The organism is Lysinibacillus sp. IITD104, assembly GCF_036698265.2.
Lineage (GTDB): Bacteria > Bacillota > Bacilli > Bacillales_A > Planococcaceae > Lysinibacillus > Lysinibacillus boronitolerans.
The window spans coordinates 2,526,816-2,547,831 of record NZ_JBAHYH020000001.1 but is presented as its reverse complement, the minus strand read 5'-3'; the positions used below and the strand labels follow the sequence as shown (position 1 = coordinate 2,547,831).

Annotated in this window: 23 protein-coding genes and 1 pseudogene; 10 read left to right on the top strand and 14 right to left on the bottom strand. The window is 36.5% G+C overall.

Annotated features, from left to right (window positions below):
- Window positions 1-37: 37 nt before the first annotated feature.
- Both V1L66_RS13000 and V1L66_RS12995 read right to left on the bottom strand, forming a co-directional pair.
- On the bottom strand, window positions 38-541 hold the full coding sequence (locus V1L66_RS13000) for a DinB family protein (protein ID WP_333006631.1): 504 nt from the start codon (window positions 539-541) through the stop codon (window positions 38-40).
- 349 nt (window positions 542-890) lie between these two features.
- Window positions 891-1,763 carry a DMT family transporter gene (locus V1L66_RS12995; RefSeq protein ID WP_333006632.1) on the bottom strand — a complete coding sequence of 291 codons (873 nt, stop codon included), beginning with the start codon at window positions 1,761-1,763 and terminating at the stop codon, window positions 891-893.
- 261 nt (window positions 1,764-2,024) lie between these two features.
- On the opposite strand from V1L66_RS12995, the gene V1L66_RS12990 reads away from it, so the two are divergent.
- The gene (locus tag V1L66_RS12990; RefSeq protein WP_333006633.1) at window positions 2,025-2,354 is read left to right on the top strand and encodes a GNAT family N-acetyltransferase; all 330 of its coding nucleotides are present in this window, start codon (window positions 2,025-2,027) and stop codon (window positions 2,352-2,354) included.
- Window positions 2,355-2,390: 36 nt separating this feature from the next.
- Here the strand turns inward: V1L66_RS12990 and V1L66_RS12985 are convergent, their stop codons facing one another.
- The 3 genes from V1L66_RS12985 to V1L66_RS12975 all read right to left on the bottom strand — a co-directional run bounded on the left by V1L66_RS12985 (window position 2,391) and on the right by V1L66_RS12975 (window position 4,035).
- The gene (locus V1L66_RS12985; protein WP_333006634.1) at window positions 2,391-2,861 is read right to left on the bottom strand and encodes a hypothetical protein; all 471 of its coding nucleotides are present in this window, start codon (window positions 2,859-2,861) and stop codon (window positions 2,391-2,393) included.
- A gap of 51 nt (window positions 2,862-2,912) precedes the next feature.
- Complete coding sequence (locus V1L66_RS12980) at window positions 2,913-3,362, bottom strand: DinB family protein (protein WP_082148155.1); 450 nt, start codon at window positions 3,360-3,362, stop codon at window positions 2,913-2,915.
- 127 nt (window positions 3,363-3,489) lie between these two features.
- A complete protein-coding gene (locus V1L66_RS12975; protein ID WP_048393824.1) occupies window positions 3,490-4,035 on the bottom strand; it encodes a DUF7010 family protein in 546 nt (181 codons plus the stop codon).
- Between the two features lie 369 nt (window positions 4,036-4,404).
- On the opposite strand from V1L66_RS12975, the gene V1L66_RS12970 reads away from it, so the two are divergent.
- The 3 genes from V1L66_RS12970 (at window position 4,405) to V1L66_RS12960 (ending at window position 6,900) form a co-directional block, all read left to right on the top strand.
- Window positions 4,405-4,971 (top strand): TetR/AcrR family transcriptional regulator, encoded by a 567-nt coding sequence (locus tag V1L66_RS12970; RefSeq protein ID WP_048393822.1) that lies wholly within the window; start codon window positions 4,405-4,407, stop codon window positions 4,969-4,971.
- A 126-nt stretch (window positions 4,972-5,097) separates the two neighbouring features.
- On the top strand, window positions 5,098-6,222 hold the full coding sequence (locus tag V1L66_RS12965; RefSeq protein ID WP_115673750.1) for an ABC transporter permease: 1,125 nt from the start codon (window positions 5,098-5,100) through the stop codon (window positions 6,220-6,222).
- Entirely contained in the window at window positions 6,223-6,900 is a 678-nt protein-coding gene (locus V1L66_RS12960) for an ABC transporter ATP-binding protein (RefSeq protein WP_333006635.1), read from the top strand.
- 525 nt (window positions 6,901-7,425) lie between these two features.
- Here the strand turns inward: V1L66_RS12960 and V1L66_RS12955 are convergent.
- Together V1L66_RS12955 and V1L66_RS12950 are read right to left on the bottom strand one after the other, a co-directional pair.
- The gene (locus tag V1L66_RS12955) at window positions 7,426-8,610 is read right to left on the bottom strand and encodes an MFS transporter (protein ID WP_333006636.1); all 1,185 of its coding nucleotides are present in this window, start codon (window positions 8,608-8,610) and stop codon (window positions 7,426-7,428) included.
- Window positions 8,611-8,627: 17 nt separating this feature from the next.
- Window positions 8,628-9,446 carry a MerR family transcriptional regulator gene (locus V1L66_RS12950; RefSeq protein WP_333006637.1) on the bottom strand — a complete coding sequence of 273 codons (819 nt, stop codon included), beginning with the start codon at window positions 9,444-9,446 and terminating at the stop codon, window positions 8,628-8,630.
- Window positions 9,447-9,688: 242 nt separating this feature from the next.
- Between V1L66_RS12950 and V1L66_RS12945 the strand changes: the two genes are divergently transcribed.
- The gene (locus V1L66_RS12945) at window positions 9,689-10,174 is read left to right on the top strand and encodes a DUF2975 domain-containing protein (protein ID WP_036080920.1); all 486 of its coding nucleotides are present in this window, start codon (window positions 9,689-9,691) and stop codon (window positions 10,172-10,174) included.
- Window positions 10,175-10,378: 204 nt separating this feature from the next.
- Window positions 10,379-10,909: a GNAT family N-acetyltransferase gene (locus V1L66_RS12940; protein WP_333006638.1), complete on the top strand. Its 531-nt coding sequence runs from the start codon at window positions 10,379-10,381 to the stop codon at window positions 10,907-10,909.
- A gap of 1,063 nt (window positions 10,910-11,972) precedes the next feature.
- Here the strand turns inward: V1L66_RS12940 and V1L66_RS12935 are convergent.
- From V1L66_RS12935 to V1L66_RS12920, 4 genes are all read right to left on the bottom strand, one after another.
- Window positions 11,973-12,620 carry a pentapeptide repeat-containing protein gene (locus tag V1L66_RS12935; RefSeq protein WP_333006639.1) on the bottom strand — a complete coding sequence of 216 codons (648 nt, stop codon included), beginning with the start codon at window positions 12,618-12,620 and terminating at the stop codon, window positions 11,973-11,975.
- Between the two features lie 74 nt (window positions 12,621-12,694).
- Entirely contained in the window at window positions 12,695-13,645 is a 951-nt protein-coding gene (locus V1L66_RS12930) for a bile acid:sodium symporter family protein (RefSeq protein WP_333006640.1), read from the bottom strand.
- 90 nt (window positions 13,646-13,735) lie between these two features.
- Window positions 13,736-13,927: a hypothetical protein gene (locus V1L66_RS12925; RefSeq protein ID WP_258858773.1), complete on the bottom strand. Its 192-nt coding sequence runs from the start codon at window positions 13,925-13,927 to the stop codon at window positions 13,736-13,738.
- A gap of 37 nt (window positions 13,928-13,964) precedes the next feature.
- Window positions 13,965-14,498: an HXXEE domain-containing protein gene (locus V1L66_RS12920; RefSeq protein ID WP_333006641.1), complete on the bottom strand. Its 534-nt coding sequence runs from the start codon at window positions 14,496-14,498 to the stop codon at window positions 13,965-13,967.
- 362 nt (window positions 14,499-14,860) lie between these two features.
- Between V1L66_RS12920 and V1L66_RS12915 the strand changes: the two genes are divergently transcribed.
- Window positions 14,861-16,633, top strand: coding sequence for an oleate hydratase (locus V1L66_RS12915; protein ID WP_333006642.1), 1,773 nt, complete (start codon window positions 14,861-14,863; stop codon window positions 16,631-16,633).
- 186 nt (window positions 16,634-16,819) lie between these two features.
- Here the strand turns inward: V1L66_RS12915 and V1L66_RS12910 are convergent, their stop codons facing one another.
- Window positions 16,820-17,281 (bottom strand): GNAT family N-acetyltransferase, encoded by a 462-nt coding sequence (locus V1L66_RS12910; protein WP_036080901.1) that lies wholly within the window; start codon window positions 17,279-17,281, stop codon window positions 16,820-16,822.
- Between the two features lie 78 nt (window positions 17,282-17,359).
- Here V1L66_RS12910 and V1L66_RS12905 point away from each other — a divergent pair, with 78 nt between their 5' ends.
- Entirely contained in the window at window positions 17,360-17,755 is a 396-nt protein-coding gene (locus V1L66_RS12905; RefSeq protein ID WP_333006643.1) for a pyrimidine dimer DNA glycosylase/endonuclease V, read from the top strand.
- Window positions 17,756-17,770: 15 nt separating this feature from the next.
- Complete coding sequence (locus tag V1L66_RS12900; protein WP_333006644.1) at window positions 17,771-18,394, top strand: HAD family hydrolase; 624 nt, start codon at window positions 17,771-17,773, stop codon at window positions 18,392-18,394.
- Window positions 18,395-18,622: 228 nt separating this feature from the next.
- On the opposite strand, the gene V1L66_RS12895 is transcribed toward V1L66_RS12900, so the two are convergent.
- Together V1L66_RS12895 and V1L66_RS12890 are read right to left on the bottom strand one after the other, a co-directional pair.
- Window positions 18,623-19,405, bottom strand: a complete 783-nt coding sequence (locus tag V1L66_RS12895) for a hypothetical protein (RefSeq protein ID WP_333006645.1) — start codon at window positions 19,403-19,405, stop codon at window positions 18,623-18,625.
- 601 nt (window positions 19,406-20,006) lie between these two features.
- Window positions 20,007-20,119 (bottom strand): annotated as a pseudogene (locus tag V1L66_RS12890) (helix-turn-helix domain-containing protein); the annotation flags it as partial.
- A gap of 523 nt (window positions 20,120-20,642) precedes the next feature.
- On the opposite strand from V1L66_RS12890, the gene V1L66_RS12885 reads away from it, so the two are divergent.
- Entirely contained in the window at window positions 20,643-21,011 is a 369-nt protein-coding gene (locus V1L66_RS12885; protein ID WP_016994115.1) for a BlaI/MecI/CopY family transcriptional regulator, read from the top strand.
- The last annotated feature ends 5 nt before the right edge of the window (window positions 21,012-21,016 follow it).

The following is a 21,016-nucleotide window of genomic DNA, read 5'->3' as shown; positions in this document are numbered from 1 at the left end:
AAATAGACAACCTCTTTATTATTTGGCACAAGCTTAGCTACATTTGAGGAGCTTCCAACCCAAACTGAGCCCATTCCTCTTTCGCTGGACCATAAATACCTGGAACACTTAAACCAGCCTGACGCATCAGAACCGTCATTTGACCGCGATGATGACTTTGATGCTGTAGCAAAAATAATAACAGGGAACCATTCGGCATTTGTTGACCAATAAATTCAATCGTTTCAGTCATTGTCTTGTCAGTCCATTGCGATTGTATCGCTTCCACAAAGGCTTCACTCGCTTGGTGATAGCCATCTGCAATGAACTGAGCAGAAGTAGGAACTGGAAAATCCTTTGCTGGGGCTTCAAACGCTAAATTCGAATTCGAGGTAATAATTCGAATTGCAGTAACCGTGTGCCAAGCAACCCGTCCTAAAGTCCAGTTTTCGGGAGTGATTGCCTGATGTAGCGATTCATCTGTAAGGTGATTAAGTAATTTTTGCGTAGCAGCGGCTTCAAATGCCCAAGACTGTAAAAAATGATCGATTGTTTGAAACATGAAATCCCTCCAAAAATAGCCTATGATGTCTTATTTTCCTATGCTCCTAAAAGAAAAGCAAGATAAAGCACTGCATAAAGGGGAAGGGCAATAGAGAGCAGGATGTACATGCTCCATTCACCAATCGATAATCTTCGTTGCCACCTCGTTAATTTTAGCTGTCGACAATAGACCATACTAGCAAGTAAAAAAATTAATAAAGTAAAATCCTTTAAGTTCACTAAAAAGATGTTCAGAATATCAGCTCCTTTAGGCATTTGCAATATATGTGCAAACATGACGTTCAATGACCATAAGCTGAGCCAACATAAAAAGTGCGTCTCTATCTAACATAGAAACGCACTTCGTTTTATTCGTCTCGAATGACAATAAAAACCCCGCTAAAAATTAATAGGGAGCCTATCCAAAAGGAAAGCCCAATCGTCTCTCCCAATAAGAGCCAGCCTAAAAATGTGCCAACAATCGGTTGAAAGAAGAAAAACAAGCCGCCACTAGACGCATTCATTAATTGAAGTCCTTTATTCCACAATAAAAAACCACCAGCTGTTGAGATAATGCCTAAGTAAAGCAAGCCCCCCGAAATAGTCGGCTGTAAAACACTCACCATATCTAAATTCTTTAGCCTTGGAAGGACAAAAGGGGTCAATAACATCACGGCAATCATAGATGTATAGGTTGTGACAACAATTTGTGAGTAATGGCTTGGTACCTTTTTGACGAATACCGACATCAATGCCCACGTTAAGGCAGCAAGTAGTAAATAGAGTCCGCCTAATTGCTGTGTCACGTCGATTTTTCCGTTGCCTACAATGATCCCCACGCCAATCGTGGCAAGAGCGATAGACAAGCACTTTTTCAGCGTAATGCTTTCTTTTAAAATCAAACGGGCGAAGACAACCATAAAAGCAGGGGTTGTCGCCGTAATAATTGCCCCCATCTGCGCGGTGGATAGCATTGTGCCCATTTCCTGTGTCACAATGGAAATCGTGTTCCCAATAAGGCCAACAAGAAAAAGGATCAGCCAATCTTTTTTTGCTATTTTCCAGGATTGCCTCATCATGATCCCAATGATCCCGAGTGCAATCACCGCAATCAAATAGCGCATCCAAACAAGCTCTAATGGTGGCACAACCTCCACCACTACTTTAACGACTACATACATGGCACCCCAAATACTCGCAGCAAGCGATAAAAAGATGGCGCCGATTACTAGATTTCTCATGTTTTTTCCTCCGTTTTCATAGATACCTATGCCCTTAACGGAGAAAAAGCGCTTCTACCGTTAAGGAAGAAGAAGTGCTGGTACGTCCTGTTCAAATAATGGAGCAAACATCATCATAATCCCACCATTCTCAAGTCATTTTTTATAAGTATAATAGAATACACATCGTTTTCATAGGGAGTTTTCATGAAAGCAAGAATAGGGGGAGGCAAATGGTAGTACTTCACAATAATAAAGGAGATTTATCAATCTGTTGGGTGGATGAAACATGATGAACAGATGATCAAACAAGTTTTCAATGCAAGCACACATCAAGTATTCGCCGTGGTAGATGGAAAAATAGTGGATTTGTCAGATGGCGTATTTAATGCCGCCATTTATGATGTGGTTGTGCATCAAGCCTATCAAGGCACAGGGATTGCTCGTTTACTTCTGGAGGATATGATCGCACAGTTAAGGGAGGTATCCTGCATTCAGCTAATCGCCACAACAGGGAATGAACCGTTTTATGCAAAAATGGGCTTTAGAAAATTGAAAACGGGTATGGCCATCTATAAAAATCAGCAACTAGCTCAAGAATATTTGGAATAAAGGGAATGGTCGGAAACCCACCAATGGTTTCCGACCCTACAATTTTACTCCATTATTTTTAGACTGGATGAAATAGCTGTTAGTGGATACCCGCTTATAGTGCCCTACATTCCACTCATTCAAGTTGATTAAATCCTTAAGGAATTTGGGGACAGGGCAATTCCAATCTACATTTGCTATTGTTAGTGGGAAATTATCCTCAGCGGGATTAGGTGTATGGATATTAACTGAATCCAAACCAGCATCCTCCTCTACAAACTCCATCCATATTTGATAAGGTTTTCCGAATGTCGAGAGCCTTTCTGATAAGCGGTTATATAGGGCTATATGTGCTTTGATGTGCTCTCTTCTTATCTTTAAACCATCATTGCCGTACCCGTAAAAATCAAGGTGAGTGTGCCACAAATTAAACCAACCTTCTTCGTCAAAGTCTACAATAGATAGCTCTGTGGTTGTTTGTCGCCATAAGTTACGGAAATAACGCCTTTTCCCACGAAATTTTTTCAAATTACTGTTCCTCCATTTAAAAAGCTGTTTCTTTCATTGCGTTGCCTTTTATTAAAATAAAGGCTTTGGCAATCCACTAAGATGCGCGATAACAGAGATTTGCCCAACATGGTAAGCTTCATGTGAGTAAACATGATGAAACAACCAGTTAAGTGTAGGGACGGAAGGTGGCGTCCAACCATCGGAAAACTTCGGCACCTCGACTATTTCATTGAGCTGCGATTCGTCTAATGTATGTAGAATGTCATCCGTATAATTTCTAATTTGAATATAGCTATCTAGTATTTCCTTAGGCGAACAATCATCGTGAAGGTTTAATATACAAGGATTTTTAAGTCCAATTTCATTCACCCAATAGTCTTCGCTACTTGATAAATGAGAAATAATCCATGCTACATTATTTGGATAAAACTCAGATGTCTTAAACCAAAACGTCTCATCAAGTGTGCTTAGGTAAGGTATTAACGTTTTCCTAAGATCATTACGATATGGAAATAGCACATCTATACATCCTTTCATTTATTAATAGGTTTATTGTATAGGAACAAGCACGGGATAGGAAATGAATCCTTTTTTCTCAGATTAAAAGAGGTCTGGAATATTAAAAAAATCACCTAGAGGAAGGTGATTAAATCGGATTGACTTTAAGTTCTCTTAGAATTAAAAGAACGCCCATTCCATACACAATAGAAATGGCTAAAGGTACAAGTGTGAAGGCTTGATCGACAAAGAAGCCACCTAAAATCAGAGCAGAAAAGCAGACGCCTAGAGTCACAAATAAATAAGCCTTACTTTTATAAATCCATATGTATGGCAGAAAATGAGAACCTGCAAGTAAACCAATTGTAAAGGGAAGATATTCAGGTATATTCATATACACAATGATAAATACAGGTATGTAAAAAGCTTGAGGAGCGGCAACGATTCCTCCTAACGTCCCTAAAGGATTGCCAGTAGCGTTTAAATTAATCCCAAGAATTTTACTAATACCTAAACCGATAGGGAAAATGGCACCTAAGCCAAATATCCAACTTAAACGAACTGCTTCGATTGGCAAAACTAAGGGCATTAGAGTAAAAAGTAAAAAGACAACCGCACCAGAAAGTAAAATGGGAAATCCCTTTTTTACTTCAACGATCATTTCCTTTTGTAAATCTTCCAGTGTTTTATCCATCAACGCACCATCCTTCATGAAGTAAATAGAATATAACCTATAATATACCAGTATATTTCTATTTTTACCACAGATGATTTTAAATGGAATTTTTAGAAAAGTTTGCGATCCATTGCCTAAAAAATTCTTGAAGACCAAGATTATTATTAAAATTGTTGATTAGTGAAAGAAAGTCATTCCTTTTATCTTTCTTACGTTATAAGTACCTAAGGAGAATTTTGGGATTGGAAAATGACATAGTCGTCACCTTCTATAGAATGGTTATTACCTCTAACAAAAACGCAATTTACTCAAACATCATGCATGTTTAAAGGTTACTCGCTTTTTTTTTGTCTCAATGTTAGCATTGTAGAATATTGGAGGTATCATATGGGACGAGATAAAAAATTTTCTGAACAAGACCTTTGGCATCATACGCATCAGCTTTTGCTATCTGTTGGATATCAAGGGTTTACAATGAGCTTGCTTGCACAAAGTATTGGCGTATCAAGGGCCGCAATTTATAAACAATATCCAAATAAAGAAGAACTTATTATTCAATTTATGGTTTGGCAAATGGAAAAAAGCATCGAGAACCTTTCAAATGTTAATTTTTCGCAATCATTTGAACAACAGCTTGAGGACTTACTTGTTCGTATGTTTGATATGCGCGACCTACATCAAATTTTAGGATTCGCCTCACAAATTAATGACGTATCGCTAGTTGTGAAGCAAAAAAAGGAAGTATTAAATAACATGCATGGTGGACTTTACATACCACTTCAACAAGTAATTAAGCAGGGTAAGGAAGAGGGGATAATTGCAGAAGATCGTAACAACTTTATTTTGCTTAGCTTCATTTTTCAATTGATTGACATGCCAAACCATCTCAATATGCCTATAGAAAGCTTTTTAAAGGAGATCAAACTGCTTATTTTACATGGTATTTCAAAATAAGTAACAAGTATGTCACTTATTTTAGTTACACATGTGTAACTTTTGTGTATAATGAAAAAGAATTCATATTTAGCAGGATTTAATCTTTGTTCATATGAAATCTATTTCTAATATGGAGGCTACATCATGTTTTTAGCACTAAAAGAATTAAAATATGCGAAGTTCCGCTATGTAATGATGACCACAATTATCATTTTAATCGCATGGCTCGTGTTCATTTTATCGGGACTTGGCAACGGTTTAGCGACTTTGAGTGCCGCTACACTGAAAAATATCGACGCAGAATACGTTGTCTATGAAGAAACAGCAGGGGCTACATTCGCAAAATCGATCCTGTCAGAAAATCTGCAAGATGATTTAGAAAAACAAAAAAATGTAGATAAAGTCGCTGCGTTTGGCGCTTCTACAATAGCAGTCGGCAAAACAAAGTCAAAAGATGCCGATTCGAAGGAAGATGTCGCATTATTAGGCGTTGAGCCAGACGCATTTTTTATGCCAGAGGTAATCGAGGGTGAAAAATTATCATACGACAACAAAAAAGGTGTTGTTATTAACGATACGTTAAAAGAAGCAGGCTACAAGATTGGTGATATTTTACTAGTAGCAAACTCGGACATGAAATTAGAAGTGGTAGGTTATGTAAAAGGAGAAACCTATAATCACTTACCTGCTATTTTCACAGTACTGGAAAACTGGCGTGATTATCAATATGCAGCTCCTGGCTCTGATAATGATACGGACAAGGCTGTACAAGCTTTCTTCCTAAAGGCTCCTAACTTAGAAGATCCATCTACTATCGATAAAGCCGTAAAAGATGTTGAAACGGTTACAAAGAAAACAGCAATCAACGGTATGCCTGGTTATAAAGAAGAAAACGGCACTATTATGATGATGCTTGCTTTTTGTATCGTTATCTCTGCATTCATTATTGCTGTATTCTTCTACGTCATTACAATGCAAAAGACACAACAATTTGGTGTCATGAAAGCAATTGGCGCTAGCAATGGTTTCATCGGTAAAGCAATTGTTGCACAAGTAGCGATTCTATCAGTATTAGGTATCGTTATTGGTATCGTCTTCACATACTTAACGGCTAAAATTTTACCAGAGGGTATGCCATTTGACTTAGAACCGACCTTAATCATTACCTATGCGATTGTTTTATTAATTATTGCATTATTAAGTTCAATTGTTTCTGTACGTCAAATCGTTAAAATCGATCCATTAACAGCATTAGGGAGAGTGGAATAAATGGCGCTATTATCATTACAAAATGTTTCTAAAAGCTATAAAGAAGGCGCTAGCACTGTCCAAGCATTAAAGCAAGCAACACTTGAAGTAGAAGCTGGGGAGCTAGTAGCCATTATCGGTCCATCAGGTTCGGGTAAAAGTACACTACTTTCAATTGCAGGCGCTCTATTACAGATGTCAGAGGGTACTGTAGAAATTAACGGCAGGAATATTGTTCATCTTTCAGCAAAACAATTAGCAAGTTTCCGTTTAAAAGAGCTTGGTTTCATTTTACAAACATCTAACTTAGTACCTTACTTAAATGTACTTGATCAATTACTACTGGTGAAAAAAATGGGTGGTAAGGTGACAAAAGATGATAAAGAGTTTGCAAAGCAACTACTTACAGAGCTTGGCTTAAGTGATAAATTTAAAAAAATGCCGAATGAATTATCAGGTGGTGAGCGTCAACGTGTTGCGATTGCACGCGCATTCATGAATAACTCAAAAGTGATTTTAGCCGATGAACCAACTGCTAGCCTTGACTCTAAACGGGCACTTGAAGTCGTAAAGCTTCTTGCCAAAGAAGCAAAAGAACGTAATAAAGCTACCATAATGGTAACCCATGATGAACGAATGCTACAGTTCTGTGACCATGTATATCGTATGGAAGATGGCGTGCTCACGCAACAATCTTAATCAATACAAAATAGAGGCTGGTATAAAACTCTAGCTTTCATCAAAAAGGATTCGTGCTTTTGTGTCAGTAAAAGTGCGAGTCCTTTTCGTTATAGAAAGGAATATTAAATGATTTTTATTGTTTAAACGATCAACCTAAGCTAGGAAAAACATTTGATGATTATGCACGTTTATCATGCCTCTTCAAAAACTGCTACGCAGGTCTTTGGGATGGAACCCTACAATAATAGACGAAGGATGCTCTGTATGCTTTAAAGCCTGATTTTGATGCCATAACGGAGTATGCTAGGCTGCATAATAAAGGCGGATTTCATGCGTTTACGCCTGATACAAAGGAAGGAATAGTAGAGAGCCGAAACTTTTGCCCAGTCTATGGCATTGATGTGGAAGCTGCCACAGGTTTATCCAATGGGGCTTTTACCTGTTATTTTTTAAATATAAATGTTTTTAATCAAGAGTACATATTTAGAAAAGCTACCTTTATATTGAATATGCCATTTTCAATATAAAGGTAGGATAAAAAAATTAATATTTGACTTTAGTGATAATAGGGGTTTCAACTCTACTATTCAATTTTTGGAATAGCAGGATGGCAAGGAATAAAGCCATGCTTACAGTACCAAAACCAACCCAATTCAAATTTAGGACAGAGGTATGACCGATGACAAACCCGCCTAATGCAGACCCTTGTGCAAAACCGAATTGGATAAAGGAGGTATTTATGCTTAGGGCAATATCTGGATTACGAGGTACCAGCGTGACAAGAAGGAGCTGCTGGGCAGGAGAAATACTCCAAGTTGCTACCATAAAAATCATTAAAACCAAGATCAATACAAAGAGATTGATACCAGCTAGTGCGAATAGGAGGAGCGTTACTGCTTGTAACAGCAATCCAAAACAAATGGTGAATCGAGAACCCTTTGCATCAGCCAATTGCCCGCCCACTCTTGAGCCAAGAAAGCTACAGATGCCAGCTAAAAATAGAATACCACTAATTTCGGTCATAGAAAGAGTGGATGTGGCTTGTAAGAAAGGCGTAATATAAGTAAATAGGGTAGCGTAACCACCGACATAAAATAAAGTAATAGCCAGGGCAGTTAGAATTTTTGAATCTTTTAAAATCGAAAGCTGCGATCTGAGTGTAACAGCTTCTTCCTCCTTGATAACTGGAATTTTTTTATAGATGATAAGCAGTGGAAGAATGGTCAATAAACCGATTAACATAAATAAAACTCTCCATCCAAATATTTCGCTAAAAAATGTGCCAATTGGAACACCCAGCACGAGCGAACTGCTTAAGCCCATCAAAATTATGCCGATAGCACGGCCTCTTCGTTCTTTTTCAACTAGTCGAGTAGCTACTGCCATGGCTACCACTGTAGTAATTCCTCCGCTAACCCCTTGAATAATTCGTATCCCTAGTGCGTATTCAAAAGAAGAGCTGATAAACATTAATCCGTTGCTAATAATGAACACACTAACGGTAGCCATAAGCAACTTTTTGCGATCCATATTGATCGTGAGTGCAATGAGAATTGGAGCGAAAATGGCTGCTGCTAGGGCAAATAAAGTCACTAATAACCCAGCTTCTGAAATCGTTACTCCAAAGTCTACGGCAATCATTTCAATAACGCCTGTAATAATGTACTCAACGGTTCCGATTAGAAAAACAATGAGTGATAAAACATAGATAATCAGCTTATTTTTCAACTCAATTCACGCTTCCTTCAGCAATTTATAATAGGTATTTGTATCTCCATTAATTGGACGTTTTGGGTTGTAGATAATGGTAAATATATTTCTCTACCTGGTTCGTTTTCCTTGAATTGATAGTTATTTTCTACAATCCATTTAGCTAAATCAACACAGGCTGTACAAGCAAAGTTAGAATCCGAACGAAAGGTCATTGTGGCCATCATTGGCTCAGGAGGAAGAGTCCGTAGTTGAAATGTATCAGGGAATGATGAAAGCTCCTTGGTTAAAAAATAACCGACTTCAAATTCAAACTCGTCTTCTTTCTCCTCTATTTCTTTCCATAAAACGACCTGAGGACTTTGAGCTAATTGGCGCATTTCCTTTGTGAGTAATTGATTAAATGTACAAAACAGGTCTGGAATATCTTCTTCTCTCCCGCGTGCTTTTAAAGAAAGGAATTGCTGAGCATCCACTGACTTGATGCGGATTTCTTGATCTGATTCCACCTGACCCTCTCGTTCTAAAAGTTGCATACGTTCTTCAATTCGTGCAAGCTTGGCCTGCTCCGTCTGGATAATATGTTGAATCTCACTTTTTTTCAGCTTAAACATCCCTTGTATATCTTTTAACGAAATATCTTCGTGGAGCAAACGTATAATTTGTGGCAAGGTAAACCCCAATTCCTTATAGAGAAAGATCCGATTGAGCTCTAGTAGCTGGTCTGCTGAATAGTATCGGTAGCAAGTATCATGGTCCACCTTTCTCGGCTTTAATATGCCAATCTGATCATAATAGCGCAATGTTTTCAAGGATACTTTGCTTAGCCTAGAAAATTCACTGATTTTAAACAAACGATCACCTCCAATCTAATAACTTAATGCAAGTATACAGTTTCCTGTGCAGGGGAAGGTCAAGTGCTTTTTAAAGAACTTCCTTACTACAATCTAATGTAGTAAGGCGCTTGTGATTATTTCAATGAATGTCAAATATATAAATAACAATAATAATATAGTTAAAAACAATTATTATTTATTGTTAATCGATAAATTTTGTGTTAGATTTATAGTGTCATTAATTAAGTGAGGTGCTTTCTATGAATGGTAAACGAGGTTTAACAACTTTCTTAAAGGGAATGATTCTTCTGGCTGGCATTGCCATTCTTGCCCTATGTATATTTTTTGTACCTCCTATGGCTCATTTCGCATCGAGTTTGTATCCGAATTTTTACCCAATGAATTCTCTGATTTTCATTGTGATGTATGGATCGGCTGTACCTTTTTACATTGCTCTCTATCAGGCTTTTAAACTTTTAAGGTACATTGATGCGAATACAGCGTTCTCGGAATTATCTGTAAAAGCGTTAAAGTACATAAAGTGGTGTGCAATAATAATCAGTGGCTTGCATGTATTAGGTGCACCCCTTTTTCATTTTATAACAAACAAAATGGATCCTCCTTTTGGAATAGTGGGACTCCTCATTATTTTTGTTTCACTGGTTATCGCCATTTTTGCTGCTGTCCTCCAGCGGCTTCTACAAGAAGTGACGAATATAAAATTAGAAAATGATTTGACGGTCTGAGATGGATAACATGGTGATCCTAGCCAAACGAAAACTGATCATAGAAGAAATGAGAATTCGGAATCCTATGGAAGTTTAATAGTGACGCAAGTAAATTTCTAGATTGTTATGTAGTTTAATTTTTTACATTAAAAGGAGCTGATCCACTTTTATTCTACTTTTGCTATACTTTATTAAATTGAATAGTATAAGGAGGCTATAAAAGTGGATTGGAAGATAAAAAAATTTGATGAGTTAACCGTAAAAGAACTATATGAGATACTGAAGGTTCGTGCGGAAGTTTTTGTGGTAGAGCAAGAATGTGTCTATCAGGATCTAGATTCAAAAGACGAAAATGCTTATCATTTATTTGGTGAAGACCAAGGAGAGGTAGTTGGGTATTTAAGGATCCTACCCAAAGGAATAGCATATCAAGAAGCAGCAATCGGAAGAGTGTTAACAAAGCAAGCATACAGAAGAAGGGGATTATCTCTGGAAATGGTTAAAAGAGCAATTGATTTTATTCAAGATGATATTGGAGAAGACGCAATCCGCATTTCTGCGCAGGCATATTTGCTAAAATTCTATGAGGGCTTTGGATTTAAAACGACATCAGCTGTTTATTTAGAAGATGGAATAGAACATATAGAAATGCTATATAAAAGGAGGGATAGAGCTGAAAATGTAGCGGATAGGACGCTAAAAATAGAGGATAGAACGCTAAAAGTAGAGGATAGCCCTCAAATAGAAGGATAGAATGCTAAAAGTGCAGGATAGAACTGAAAAAGTAGCGGATAGAACGTTCAAAGTAGAGGATAAGCCTCAAATAGGAGGATAGAATTCTAAAAGTGTAGGATAAAACTGAAAAAGTAGCGGATAGGACGCTCAAAGTAGCGGATAAGCCTCAAATAGGAGGATAGAATTCTAAAAGTGCAGGATAAAACTGAAAAAGTAGCGGATAGAACGCTCAAAGTAGCGGATAAGCCTCAAATAGAAGGATAGAATGCTAAAAGCGCAGGATAAAACTCCAAAAAGTAGCGGATACCCCTCAAATAGAAGGATAGAATTCTAAAAGTGTAGGATAAAACTGAAAAAGTAGCGGATAGGACGCTCAAAGTAGCGGATAAGCCTCAAATAGCAGGATAGAATGCTAAAAGTGCAGGATAGAACTGAAAAAGTAGCGGATAGAACGTTCAAAGTAGCGGATAAGCCTCAAATAGGAGGGTAGAATTCTAAAAGTGTAGGATAAAACTGAAAAAGTAGCGGATAGAACGCTCAAAGTAGAGGATACCCCTCAAATAGAAGGATAGAATGCTAAAAGTGTAGGATAAAACTGAAAAAGTAGCGGATAGAACGCTAAAAGTAGAGGATACCCCTCAAATAGAAGGATAGAATGCTAAAAGTGCAGGATAAAACTGAAAAAGTAGCGGATAGAACGCTTAAAGTGGAGGATAAGCCTCAAATAGGAGGATAGAATTCTAAAAGTGGAGGATAAAACTGAAAAAGTAGCGGATAGGACGCTTAAAGTAGCGGATAAGCCTCAAATAGAAGGATAGAATGCTAAAAGTGTAGGATAAAACTGAAAAAGTAGCGGATAGAACGCTCAAAGTGGAGGATAGCCCTCAAATAGCAGGATAGAATGCTAAAAGTGGAGGATAAAACTGAAAAAGTAGCGGATAGAACGCTTAAAGTGGAGGATACCCCTCAAATAGAATTCTAAAAGACGATATAATAGAAGATTTATAAATTGCAACAATTGAGCGCTATCCGTGAATATGGATAAGCGCTTCATATTTTTCTTGAACTTTTAAACCTTAAACTAGTATTTAACCTTCAATCCTAGTAATGAAGCAAAACCTATGGCTTGTTCAGTAGAGACTTCACACCCATTTAAACTTTCTGGGGTTACTTGAAGTCTTTTAAATTTACATGTACTGATGTCTATTCCTTTTAAGGAAGTTTGGGAGAAATCCACATCATTTAGATCACTTTCTTGAAACGCCACCTTATTAAGTAAACAATCATAAAAATTTGCACCTTGCAGGGAGGTGCTATCAAATAGCACTTGTTTAAAGCGCACTTCAGGGAAATTGCATAAGTTTGCAAGACAATGTTCAAATGAAACATTGCCGAGGTTTGCTTCAGTTAAATTCAACCCTAATAATTTACAATTTTTAAAGGCCACTCGATGAATGATGCCTTCTCTTAAGTTAGCGTTAGATAAATCGCAGTTTTCAAACATAACGTCCGTTAAATCAATTTTTGGAAAGGTACAATCGATGAATGTGACATTTTTAAAGATAACATTCGAAACGATTAATCGATCAATATCCTCGTGATCGATGATCGTATCCGTAATCATGCAATTTGTTAAATAGGGTTCCTCCTCATAAAAAATATCCTGAAAATTTGCCTTGTCAAGATTCGGAGGTATTTTTGGTGAGGTAAGTTGGAAATTGTATGACATATTAGCACACCCTTCAATGTAAATAAAAGCTTCTCCTATTTAGTATAAGTGCAAACCTAAAATAAGAACACCGTCTATACGGTGCTCTTATCTGGTTTATACAACGGATTCACCATCTTACTAAAAACGGAGGCTAGTACCTGTTGAAACAACATACCGAACACAACAGGCATGGCGACTTTACCTGGAAAGTACGTTGTGGCCAGGATGACACCGACAGCAATATTTCTCATGCCACCAGTAAAAACAAAGGTTGCCATTTGTGGACCGTCTTTTAACAGATATCGACCAATGAGGTAAGCAAATAGATAGCCTGAGACTGCAAGCAAGAACACTAAAAGCACCACGAAGAAAAGATGCATGTTGATATCCTTTAAGTAGGGAGCAATGGCACTACTATTAATCAATATGACCGCAAATAAACATAGCTTTGAAAAAGGAGCAAGTTTTTTACCGATTTTTTGGGGGATGGCTCCTTTCGAAAGTTCATTCACTAAGATACCTAAAATCGTGGGTAAGACAATCATCCATAGTAAATTCAGAATCAGGGATGCCACATCCAACTCAATTTTTTCACCCGAAACGATATAGAGGATGAAGGGGAGGATGATGGGAGAAAGGAGCGTATCAATTAAAATAATTGATAAGCCTAACGGTAAGTTCCCTTTGCAAATATTGATCCAAATAACACTCGTTACACCTGTTGGAAGCGCAACCGCTAAGACAAAACCAACAGTCAACAAATGGTCATCGAACAAAACCGTGGACAAGAAATATGCCCATAAAGGCATCAAGAGATGAAGAAAAAGGATGGAGAATAAAATGAGAACTGGATGCTTCATGAAAATTTTTACATCTTTAAATTTCATATGTAAGCTTCCTGAGAATGTCATGAAGGCAAATAGCCAGGAGACAAGGAATAATAAATGATGTCCAATGCTTTCTAAGAATACACCTACAAGTAAACTTAATGGTGTCAGGATCGCAATGTATTTTTGGAGAAATACATTTAGTTTTTCTAACATACAAAGACCTTCTTTTTTTATCTGATTTTATCACTTTTATTATAATCGTAGGTATATTTACCGCAAAAAAAAGCAGAAGATTTACTCCTGCTAAGAATTTACATGTTTTTTATCGGTTTCTTTAGTAAACGGCATCCATACAATGCCTACGATCAATAAAATATTACCTGTCCACCTAATCCATAAATAATAAGGATGGTCTTTTAAAAAGTACAACGAAGCTAGGATAATAACCATCCCAATAGCAATCATCAACTTTAAATAAATCGGAGTTTTTGCCACTCTCCTGCCTCCTTTCTATCTTTTCATGAACATGTAGCTATATCACTCTTTTTCCTAGCCAATGCGCAGTAAAGACAATGGGGAAAAATAGTATGCCAAAAGGGAGGCTTATCAACACGATATGCCAAGTAAGGATGCCACTAGAAAACAAAGATTTAAATAAAATAATACTATAGGGAATAATGATAATGGCTGAAGTGATAGCTCCTGGTGTGATAGAACGAAATAATAGCGATTGTCCAATATGGGTAAAAGCATGGATAAAGAAAACAAGTGTGACAGATGTGAAAAAATAGAGAGTAAAAGCGACTCCGTTTAGGAAATAGTAGTTAGCCAGAATGGTAGAGAGACTGACAAACAAAAAGATAAATAATACGGCAACAGCAAATTGTGCGGTGGTCATTGAAAATTGTTTTACCACTTTATCGGCCATTTTTTTGGGTAATCTTTCATACAGCTTACTACGATTATGATGTAACCATTTCTCTACCATAATAATTTCTTCAAAATCGTGAATAATAAATAAAATAGGAAACAACCAAATTAGTGTTTGAACATTCAACCATTCCATATGAATACCTCTCTCCTTATCACTATGCTGGAAGTGTTACTGAAAATACCATATTTATATAATATATGTTAATAATAACATATTGAATAAAGGTTAAAAAGATTTATTGAGATAATAATTATGCAAATCTAGTAACGACATACTGGATTGATTTTTCCTTTTTAAGGCAGGAGCTAAGTAGGTTTTTACTGTTTGATTCTCTTTTATAAAAATACAAATACTTACTATGTCAAATGAGAAGGCTGGATAAATTAATGAACAATTATGGGGTTTGAATTTTTTGTTAATTATTAGTTCATTTTACCATTTTGTCGATAGCCTATGTTATTCTATATTAGAATAATAAATCGGGAGGCGGTAATATGTATTACAGCAATGGTAACTATGAAGCTTTTGCACGTCCGAAAAAACCTGAGGGAGTCGATGGAAAATCTGCTTATCTGATTGGCTCGGGTCTAGCCTCGCTTTCAGCAGCATGTTTTTTAATTCGTGATGGCCAAATGAAAGGTAAGAACATTCATATTCTTGAAGAGTTAGATATTTCAGGAGGAAGTCTTGATGGCATACTTAATCCGACGAGAGGGTTTATTATTCGCGGTGGACGGGAAATGGAAGATCATTTTGAATGCTTATGGGATTTATTCCGTTCCATTCCTTCATTGGAAGTAGACAATGCTTCGGTTTTAGATGAATTTTACTGGCTCAATAAAGAGGATCCTAATTATTCAAAATGTCGATTAATGAAGGATAGAGGCCAAAGACTAGAGGATGATGGCAAGTTCACCTTATCAGATCAATCCTCAGAAGAAATGATTAAATTATTCTTTACGCCTGAGGAAAAACTAGAGGATAAAAAAATCACAGATGTTTTCTCAGATGAATTTTTTGAATCGAACTTTTGGCTCTATTGGTCCACGATGTTTGCGTTTGAAAAATGGCATTCTGCGATGGAAATGCGTCGTTATATTATGCGCTTTATTCATCATATTGGCGGATTACCAGATTTATCAGCCTTGAAATTTACAAAGTATAATCAGTATGAATCGCTCGTGCTCCCAATGATTAAATACTTAGAAGGTCATGATGTTGATTTCCAATATAATACGGTTGTCGAAAATGTTTTAGTTGATAGGGTAGGAGACAAAAAAGTAGCTCATACATTGGTGTTACGAAAAGATGGTGTGAAAAAGAATATTGAACTAACAGAAAATGAGTTAGTGTTTGTGACAAATGGTAGTATTACAGAAAGTACAACATACGGGGATAATAATACGCCAGCCCCTATTAATAAAGATTTAGGTGGCAGCTGGTCCCTGTGGAAAAATATCGCTGCCCAAGGTGAAGAGTTTGGTCGACCAGAAAAGTTCTGCGATAATCTGCCAGAGGAAAGCTGGTTTGTTTCAGCTACCCTTACAACATTAGATGATCGTGTGGCTCCATATATTGAAAAAATCAGTAAAAGGGACCCATACGCTGGTAAGGTCGTAACAGGAGGGATTGTCACAGCTACCGATTCTAATTGGATGCTAAGCTATACATTGAACCGACAACCTCACTTTAAAAATCAACCAAAGGACCAATTAGTTGTTTGGATTTATGGCTTACTATCAAACAAGCCAGGTGATTTTATTAAGAAAAGTATTACGGAATGTACAGGCATTGAGATTGCCCAAGAGTGGTTTTACCATATGGGTGTACCAGTGGATGAAATTCCAGACATTGCCCAAAATTCTTGCAATACGATTCCATGCTATATGCCTTACATCACCTCTTATTTCATGCCAAGAGCAATAGGAGATCGTCCACTTGTTGTGCCAGAAGGGTCTACTAATTTAGCCTTTATTGGCAACTTCAGTGAAACAGCAAAAGATACAGTCTTTACTACTGAATATTCCGTAAGAACGGCGATGGAGGCAGTCTATCAACTATTAACGATTGACCGAGGTGTGCCAGAGGTGTTTGCGTCTGCCTTTGATGTTCGCACATTATTAGCATCAACGGCTCGTTTACTGGATGGTAAAAAACTAACAGATATTGATGCACCATTTATCTTAAAGCAAATCGGTAAATTGGGTATTCATAAAACAAAGGATACAATCATTTATGATTTACTGAAAGAAAGTAAACTAATATAGTGTTGAAAAAGAGACAAAGCAGTTTGAGGGGCTTTGTCTCTTTTTTTATAGCCAGTCTTTTACATAGGCAAGTAAACCGATAAACGCACCTAACCCCATGCCAATAAAGACAGGCACTATGAGGTTGGCTTTCTTGTGTACGGTTTTCATTTCTTCCATTGAAATCCCTTCTTTCCCATCACATACTTAAAATTCTAAGCGCATCGTTTGGTTCGTATCCTTGAACCCGTGTTTTTCATATAAGGATTTAGCGCCTTTATTTTCAGTCAATACATTTAACTCCAAATAGTCCAAGTGACGATAGGCTGCCCATTTTTTCGCTTCATCTAATAAAGCAGAACCAATTCCTTTGTTTTGGTAATGCTTGCCAACGATTACATCCACAATAAAAGCATATTTGTGTTCAACCAAGCAAGTATAGGGTGGGGTCGTCGTTTCTTTAATAAGCAAAAAGCCTACTACTTCGTTCTCGAATGTTGCGATTAAAATATCTGAATCCTCTTCAATAATCGTAAACCTGATAAAGTTAGCATCTTGTTTGGCAGGTTTGATATATTTAGGTTGAAGAATCGACATCTCTAAAAAAAGCTCTTGGTATAAACGCTCAATTTGTGGAATTTCATCGAGCGTTGCAGTTTTGATTTCCATACTATCCCTCCGTCAGTTATAGCATCATAGTAAGTAATATTTTACATTAATGGTTGATGAATAGAAAGGGGAAGGCACATGAGGTTATGGCACATCGATTTAATTGCGTATCTACCAAAAGGACAACTACTGTCACAGTGGAGAGAGCTAAATAGCATATTTGCGAAAGAGGATCAGCATATTTTGATTAATTATATATACGAATACCCGAAAGAAGACTTATATTTGTATACAGAAAAAGTCATGGCTGAAATGAAGAAGCGGGGCTATCAAATTCGAACCTACGAAAAAAAGAATCACTACTTTAAGGGTTTAGGTCCAGTAAAGGATAGGAAACCCTTTCAACAGCATCATAATCAGGAATATCTTGAAATATGTTTTTATAATTTAAAGGAGAAATTTATAAGAGGCCAGAAGGATTATGAAGAGGAAATGTATCAGCAATTATGCACATATATAAATAACGTGCTTTAACTAGGAGGGGTAGACATGTTAAAAGCGATTATATTTGATGTAGATGGAACGATTTTGGATACAGAGCAAGCGATTTTACAGTCATTGCAAAGAACCTTACGAGAAGAAACAAAAATAGACTATCCGTTTGAGACGCTACGATTTGCTTTAGGCATCCCAGGAAAAGATGCGTTGCAGAGGCTTAACGTGGATGACATAGAGGCTGTGCATCAGAAATGGTCTGCGGCTGTGCTGGATTTTTCACATGAAGTGGCTGTTTTCGAAAGTCTAGAGGAAGTTATTCAGCACCTTGCAGCAAAGCCACTACAATTAGGGATTGTCACTTCTAAAACAGCGCAAGAGGTAGTGGATGAATTTGAGCCGTTTGGGTTAAGTGAGTATTTCCAACATATTGTAAGTGCCAGTGATACGGCAAAGCATAAACCACATCCAGAGCCACTGTTAAAATGTCTGGACGCATTACAGATAGCACCAGAAGAGGCCATCTATATTGGTGATTCTATCTATGATTTCCAATGCGCAAAGCAAGCAGGCACCAAATTTGCCCTTGCCCATTGGGGAGCCAAATCCACCATTGGCTTTGAGGAGGCAGATTACGTTTTCTATGAGCCAAAGGATATTTTAGCCATCGTTAAGTAGCATGAAAAACAGGAGATGGTAACCTATATTTTCTCATGAGTAGCAGAAGTATCTGTAGATAATACCATAGCTGCTGTTAATCCAGCATATATTAAGTTTTTTCAAATTCAATCCCACCTTAGTTAATTTTCAAATATTTCAATACTGCGCTATAAATATATATTATAATATTAACCATATTTTGTAAAAAAATGCGTTAAAAATAATGGTAAACTTACAAAGAATGAATTATTCTTGCTTGTTTGATAAGTTTTTTAATTCATTCTTTGCTTGGTCTACAAACGACCAATATATTTTATGAAATTCATCCTTCTTTTGTTGTTCAGCAGGTGTTAAACCATAATGCCACCTTCCATTAATGCTTGTTAATAATGTCTGTCCTCCAACTACAACCTCATAGTCATAACCACCTAAAGAATTTTGCCTTGGTTTAATGATACCGTCAGTAGACATGACTATATTTTTTTCTATGTCCCAATCCATTTTGTTTAGATAGGTGACAAGCGACAATTCTCCTAAAGGTGTCGCATTCTCTATTTCTTCAGCTTCAAATTGCTTAATGGCTTTCATAGCCTGTTGATGCAGTGCTTGGCGATCAGGTGATACAGGTGAAATATATTGTGCAAGTAATATGGCAAATTGTCTATTAATGGCATGATTTTCATCATTATTTCTATGTGTTGGAGCATTTGCTGCTTTTGCTGTTCTCATGGCTAGGGCTTTAATTTGTTCTATTAATTCATCCTGTGATGGTCCTTGCTTACCTTTGATTGGTAGCACATCCCAATCAGGTGTTGCTAAATTATTGGAATACATGGAAGCTGTCTTAACATTGGTTTGCTTCCCAATTTCATGGGGTGTATAATTCCGTATCGAGTTGTCAGTTTGGACGCTTTTTGTTGTAGGGATATAGGTTTCTGTTAAATGAATTTGACTATCTTTTTTCTTAGTGTCATTACTTGTTGTGTTAATAGAAGTAGACTGCATTTGTGAGAAATTTGTAATTTTCATGATTGAAGTTCACCCTTTCAATATAGTTCATTTTCTAAAAAATGATAAAAATAGCGTTCAATAGATATAGTGATAAATGAAAAATTTTATATGTTAAACAACTAAACAATATTATAAGAAGGATGTAACGAATCCTATTTCCAAATCAAAGAGCATTAATTATATGGTAAAAAAGTAAAAATATATATTGTTAAGTGTATCAGATTATAAGAAGAGAGGGAATGTAAAAATAGTAACTAAATACATACTTTGGTAATTATTGTATATATTGAATGAAAAGCCCCACCTTTTGTTCAAACCAACTAACAAAAGAAAGTCTCGTTTTGTTAGTTGGTTTAGGAAATATTAGTTGTCATACGATAAATTGATATTTGATAATCATTCAAACAAAAAGGTGTCAACTAAAAGAGTGAAAATTGACACCTTAATCATGTTTCCAAAACTAGCACAAAAGTTTGGGAGTATCCCTGAATTTGTTTTATGACTTGTCATCAACAGAACGTATCTAATTTTTGTTATATTACACGATGTTTCTTGTTTTTTGTCAAAGAGCAAAATCCACGAACAATTCAAACGAAAGGAGGATGGATATGGCGTCCACTTAAATCTTAAATATTAAAATAGATTGCATTAGTTTTGAGCGCAAACGGTCATGATGTCCCCATCAATACCCCAATAAGTGTTTCCTCGCTCGTCACAAAGCTTACGCATAGAGAACCTTTTTCATAAGTATCTAACGTATAAAGTTGGTTTTTCTGCTGTGTTGTTAGGTCAGAAAAGGTCGTCTTGTGCTTGTTGTTTTCGCCTTTGGTTATAAGCATTGATGGCTTCATTCTTCAAAACTTGCTTACAAAAGCTATTAAATGCACAACGCACTTGCAACTCGGTACGAAATAGGTTTCATGCGCTCATCCCCCTTCGCATTTGCAAAGGTGTTGGTGATTTCCCCTTTCATAACCTTCAACTGAATTTCTTTCAAAATGCCAAGAATTATAATGAAATTTTTAGAAAGTTGCAGTAAAAAAGCTATTGAATCATAGTAGAATGTTTCTCCTTTTTCTTGCTGTTTCAGCATAAAAAGACATGGAAAATTCTGAAATGTTATATATTGACAAAAATTAAATAGCCATAGTAGACTTTACTATAAGGTTATAGTTTATAAAACTAAATTTTTATAGTGAATGTTACTATGTTGTTGTAGTTTAATAATAGTGAGTTCATAGAAAAGAGGAAAAAAATGACTGAATTCCAGAAATTAACTGATACAGAAATGGAAGTTATGCAAGTTATTTGGAAATTGAATCGTTCTGTTACATCAAGTGAATTGTTAGAGATCTTTTCAGAAAAGTCTTGGAAAGGACAAACCATTAATACCTTTTTATCGAAATTAGTTGATAAGGGGTTACTGTCTGTCACAAGAGGGAAATGGCGTGTGAATCATTATAGTCCTTGTGTAACTTTTAAAGAGTATAAAAAACGAGAAGCGAAAAGTGTATTAGACACGATGTATCAAGGCTCTATGACAACTTTTTTAGCAACACTCTATGATGATGAAGTAACAGAGGATGAATTAGATGAACTAAAACAATGGCTTTCCGAAAAGTAGGTGAA

Bases quoted from the DNA above. Each gene is read 5' to 3' on its own strand.
- V1L66_RS13000 (WP_333006631.1), bottom strand. From the start codon at position 541: ATGTTTCAAACAATCGATCATTTTTTACAGTCTTGGGCATTTGAAGCC.
- V1L66_RS12995 (WP_333006632.1), bottom strand. From the start codon at position 1,763: ATGAGAAATCTAGTAATCGGCGCCATCTTTTTATCGCTTGCTGCGAGT.
- V1L66_RS12990 (WP_333006633.1), top strand. From the start codon at position 2,025: ATGAAACATGATGAACAGATGATCAAACAAGTTTTCAATGCAAGCACA.
- V1L66_RS12975 (WP_048393824.1), bottom strand. From the start codon at position 4,035: ATGGATAAAACACTGGAAGATTTACAAAAGGAAATGATCGTTGAAGTA.
- V1L66_RS12970 (WP_048393822.1), top strand. From the start codon at position 4,405: ATGGGACGAGATAAAAAATTTTCTGAACAAGACCTTTGGCATCATACG.
- V1L66_RS12965 (WP_115673750.1), top strand. From the start codon at position 5,098: ATGTTTTTAGCACTAAAAGAATTAAAATATGCGAAGTTCCGCTATGTA.
- V1L66_RS12960 (WP_333006635.1), top strand. From the start codon at position 6,223: ATGGCGCTATTATCATTACAAAATGTTTCTAAAAGCTATAAAGAAGGC.
- V1L66_RS12945 (WP_036080920.1), top strand. From the start codon at position 9,689: ATGAATGGTAAACGAGGTTTAACAACTTTCTTAAAGGGAATGATTCTT.
- V1L66_RS12935 (WP_333006639.1), bottom strand. From the start codon at position 12,620: ATGTCATACAATTTCCAACTTACCTCACCAAAAATACCTCCGAATCTT.
- V1L66_RS12930 (WP_333006640.1), bottom strand. From the start codon at position 13,645: ATGTTAGAAAAACTAAATGTATTTCTCCAAAAATACATTGCGATCCTG.
- V1L66_RS12920 (WP_333006641.1), bottom strand. From the start codon at position 14,498: ATGGAATGGTTGAATGTTCAAACACTAATTTGGTTGTTTCCTATTTTA.
- V1L66_RS12915 (WP_333006642.1), top strand. From the start codon at position 14,861: ATGTATTACAGCAATGGTAACTATGAAGCTTTTGCACGTCCGAAAAAA.
- V1L66_RS12910 (WP_036080901.1), bottom strand. From the start codon at position 17,281: ATGGAAATCAAAACTGCAACGCTCGATGAAATTCCACAAATTGAGCGT.
- V1L66_RS12905 (WP_333006643.1), top strand. From the start codon at position 17,360: ATGAGGTTATGGCACATCGATTTAATTGCGTATCTACCAAAAGGACAA.
- V1L66_RS12900 (WP_333006644.1), top strand. From the start codon at position 17,771: ATGTTAAAAGCGATTATATTTGATGTAGATGGAACGATTTTGGATACA.
- V1L66_RS12895 (WP_333006645.1), bottom strand. From the start codon at position 19,405: ATGAAAATTACAAATTTCTCACAAATGCAGTCTACTTCTATTAACACA.
- V1L66_RS12885 (WP_016994115.1), top strand. From the start codon at position 20,643: ATGACTGAATTCCAGAAATTAACTGATACAGAAATGGAAGTTATGCAA.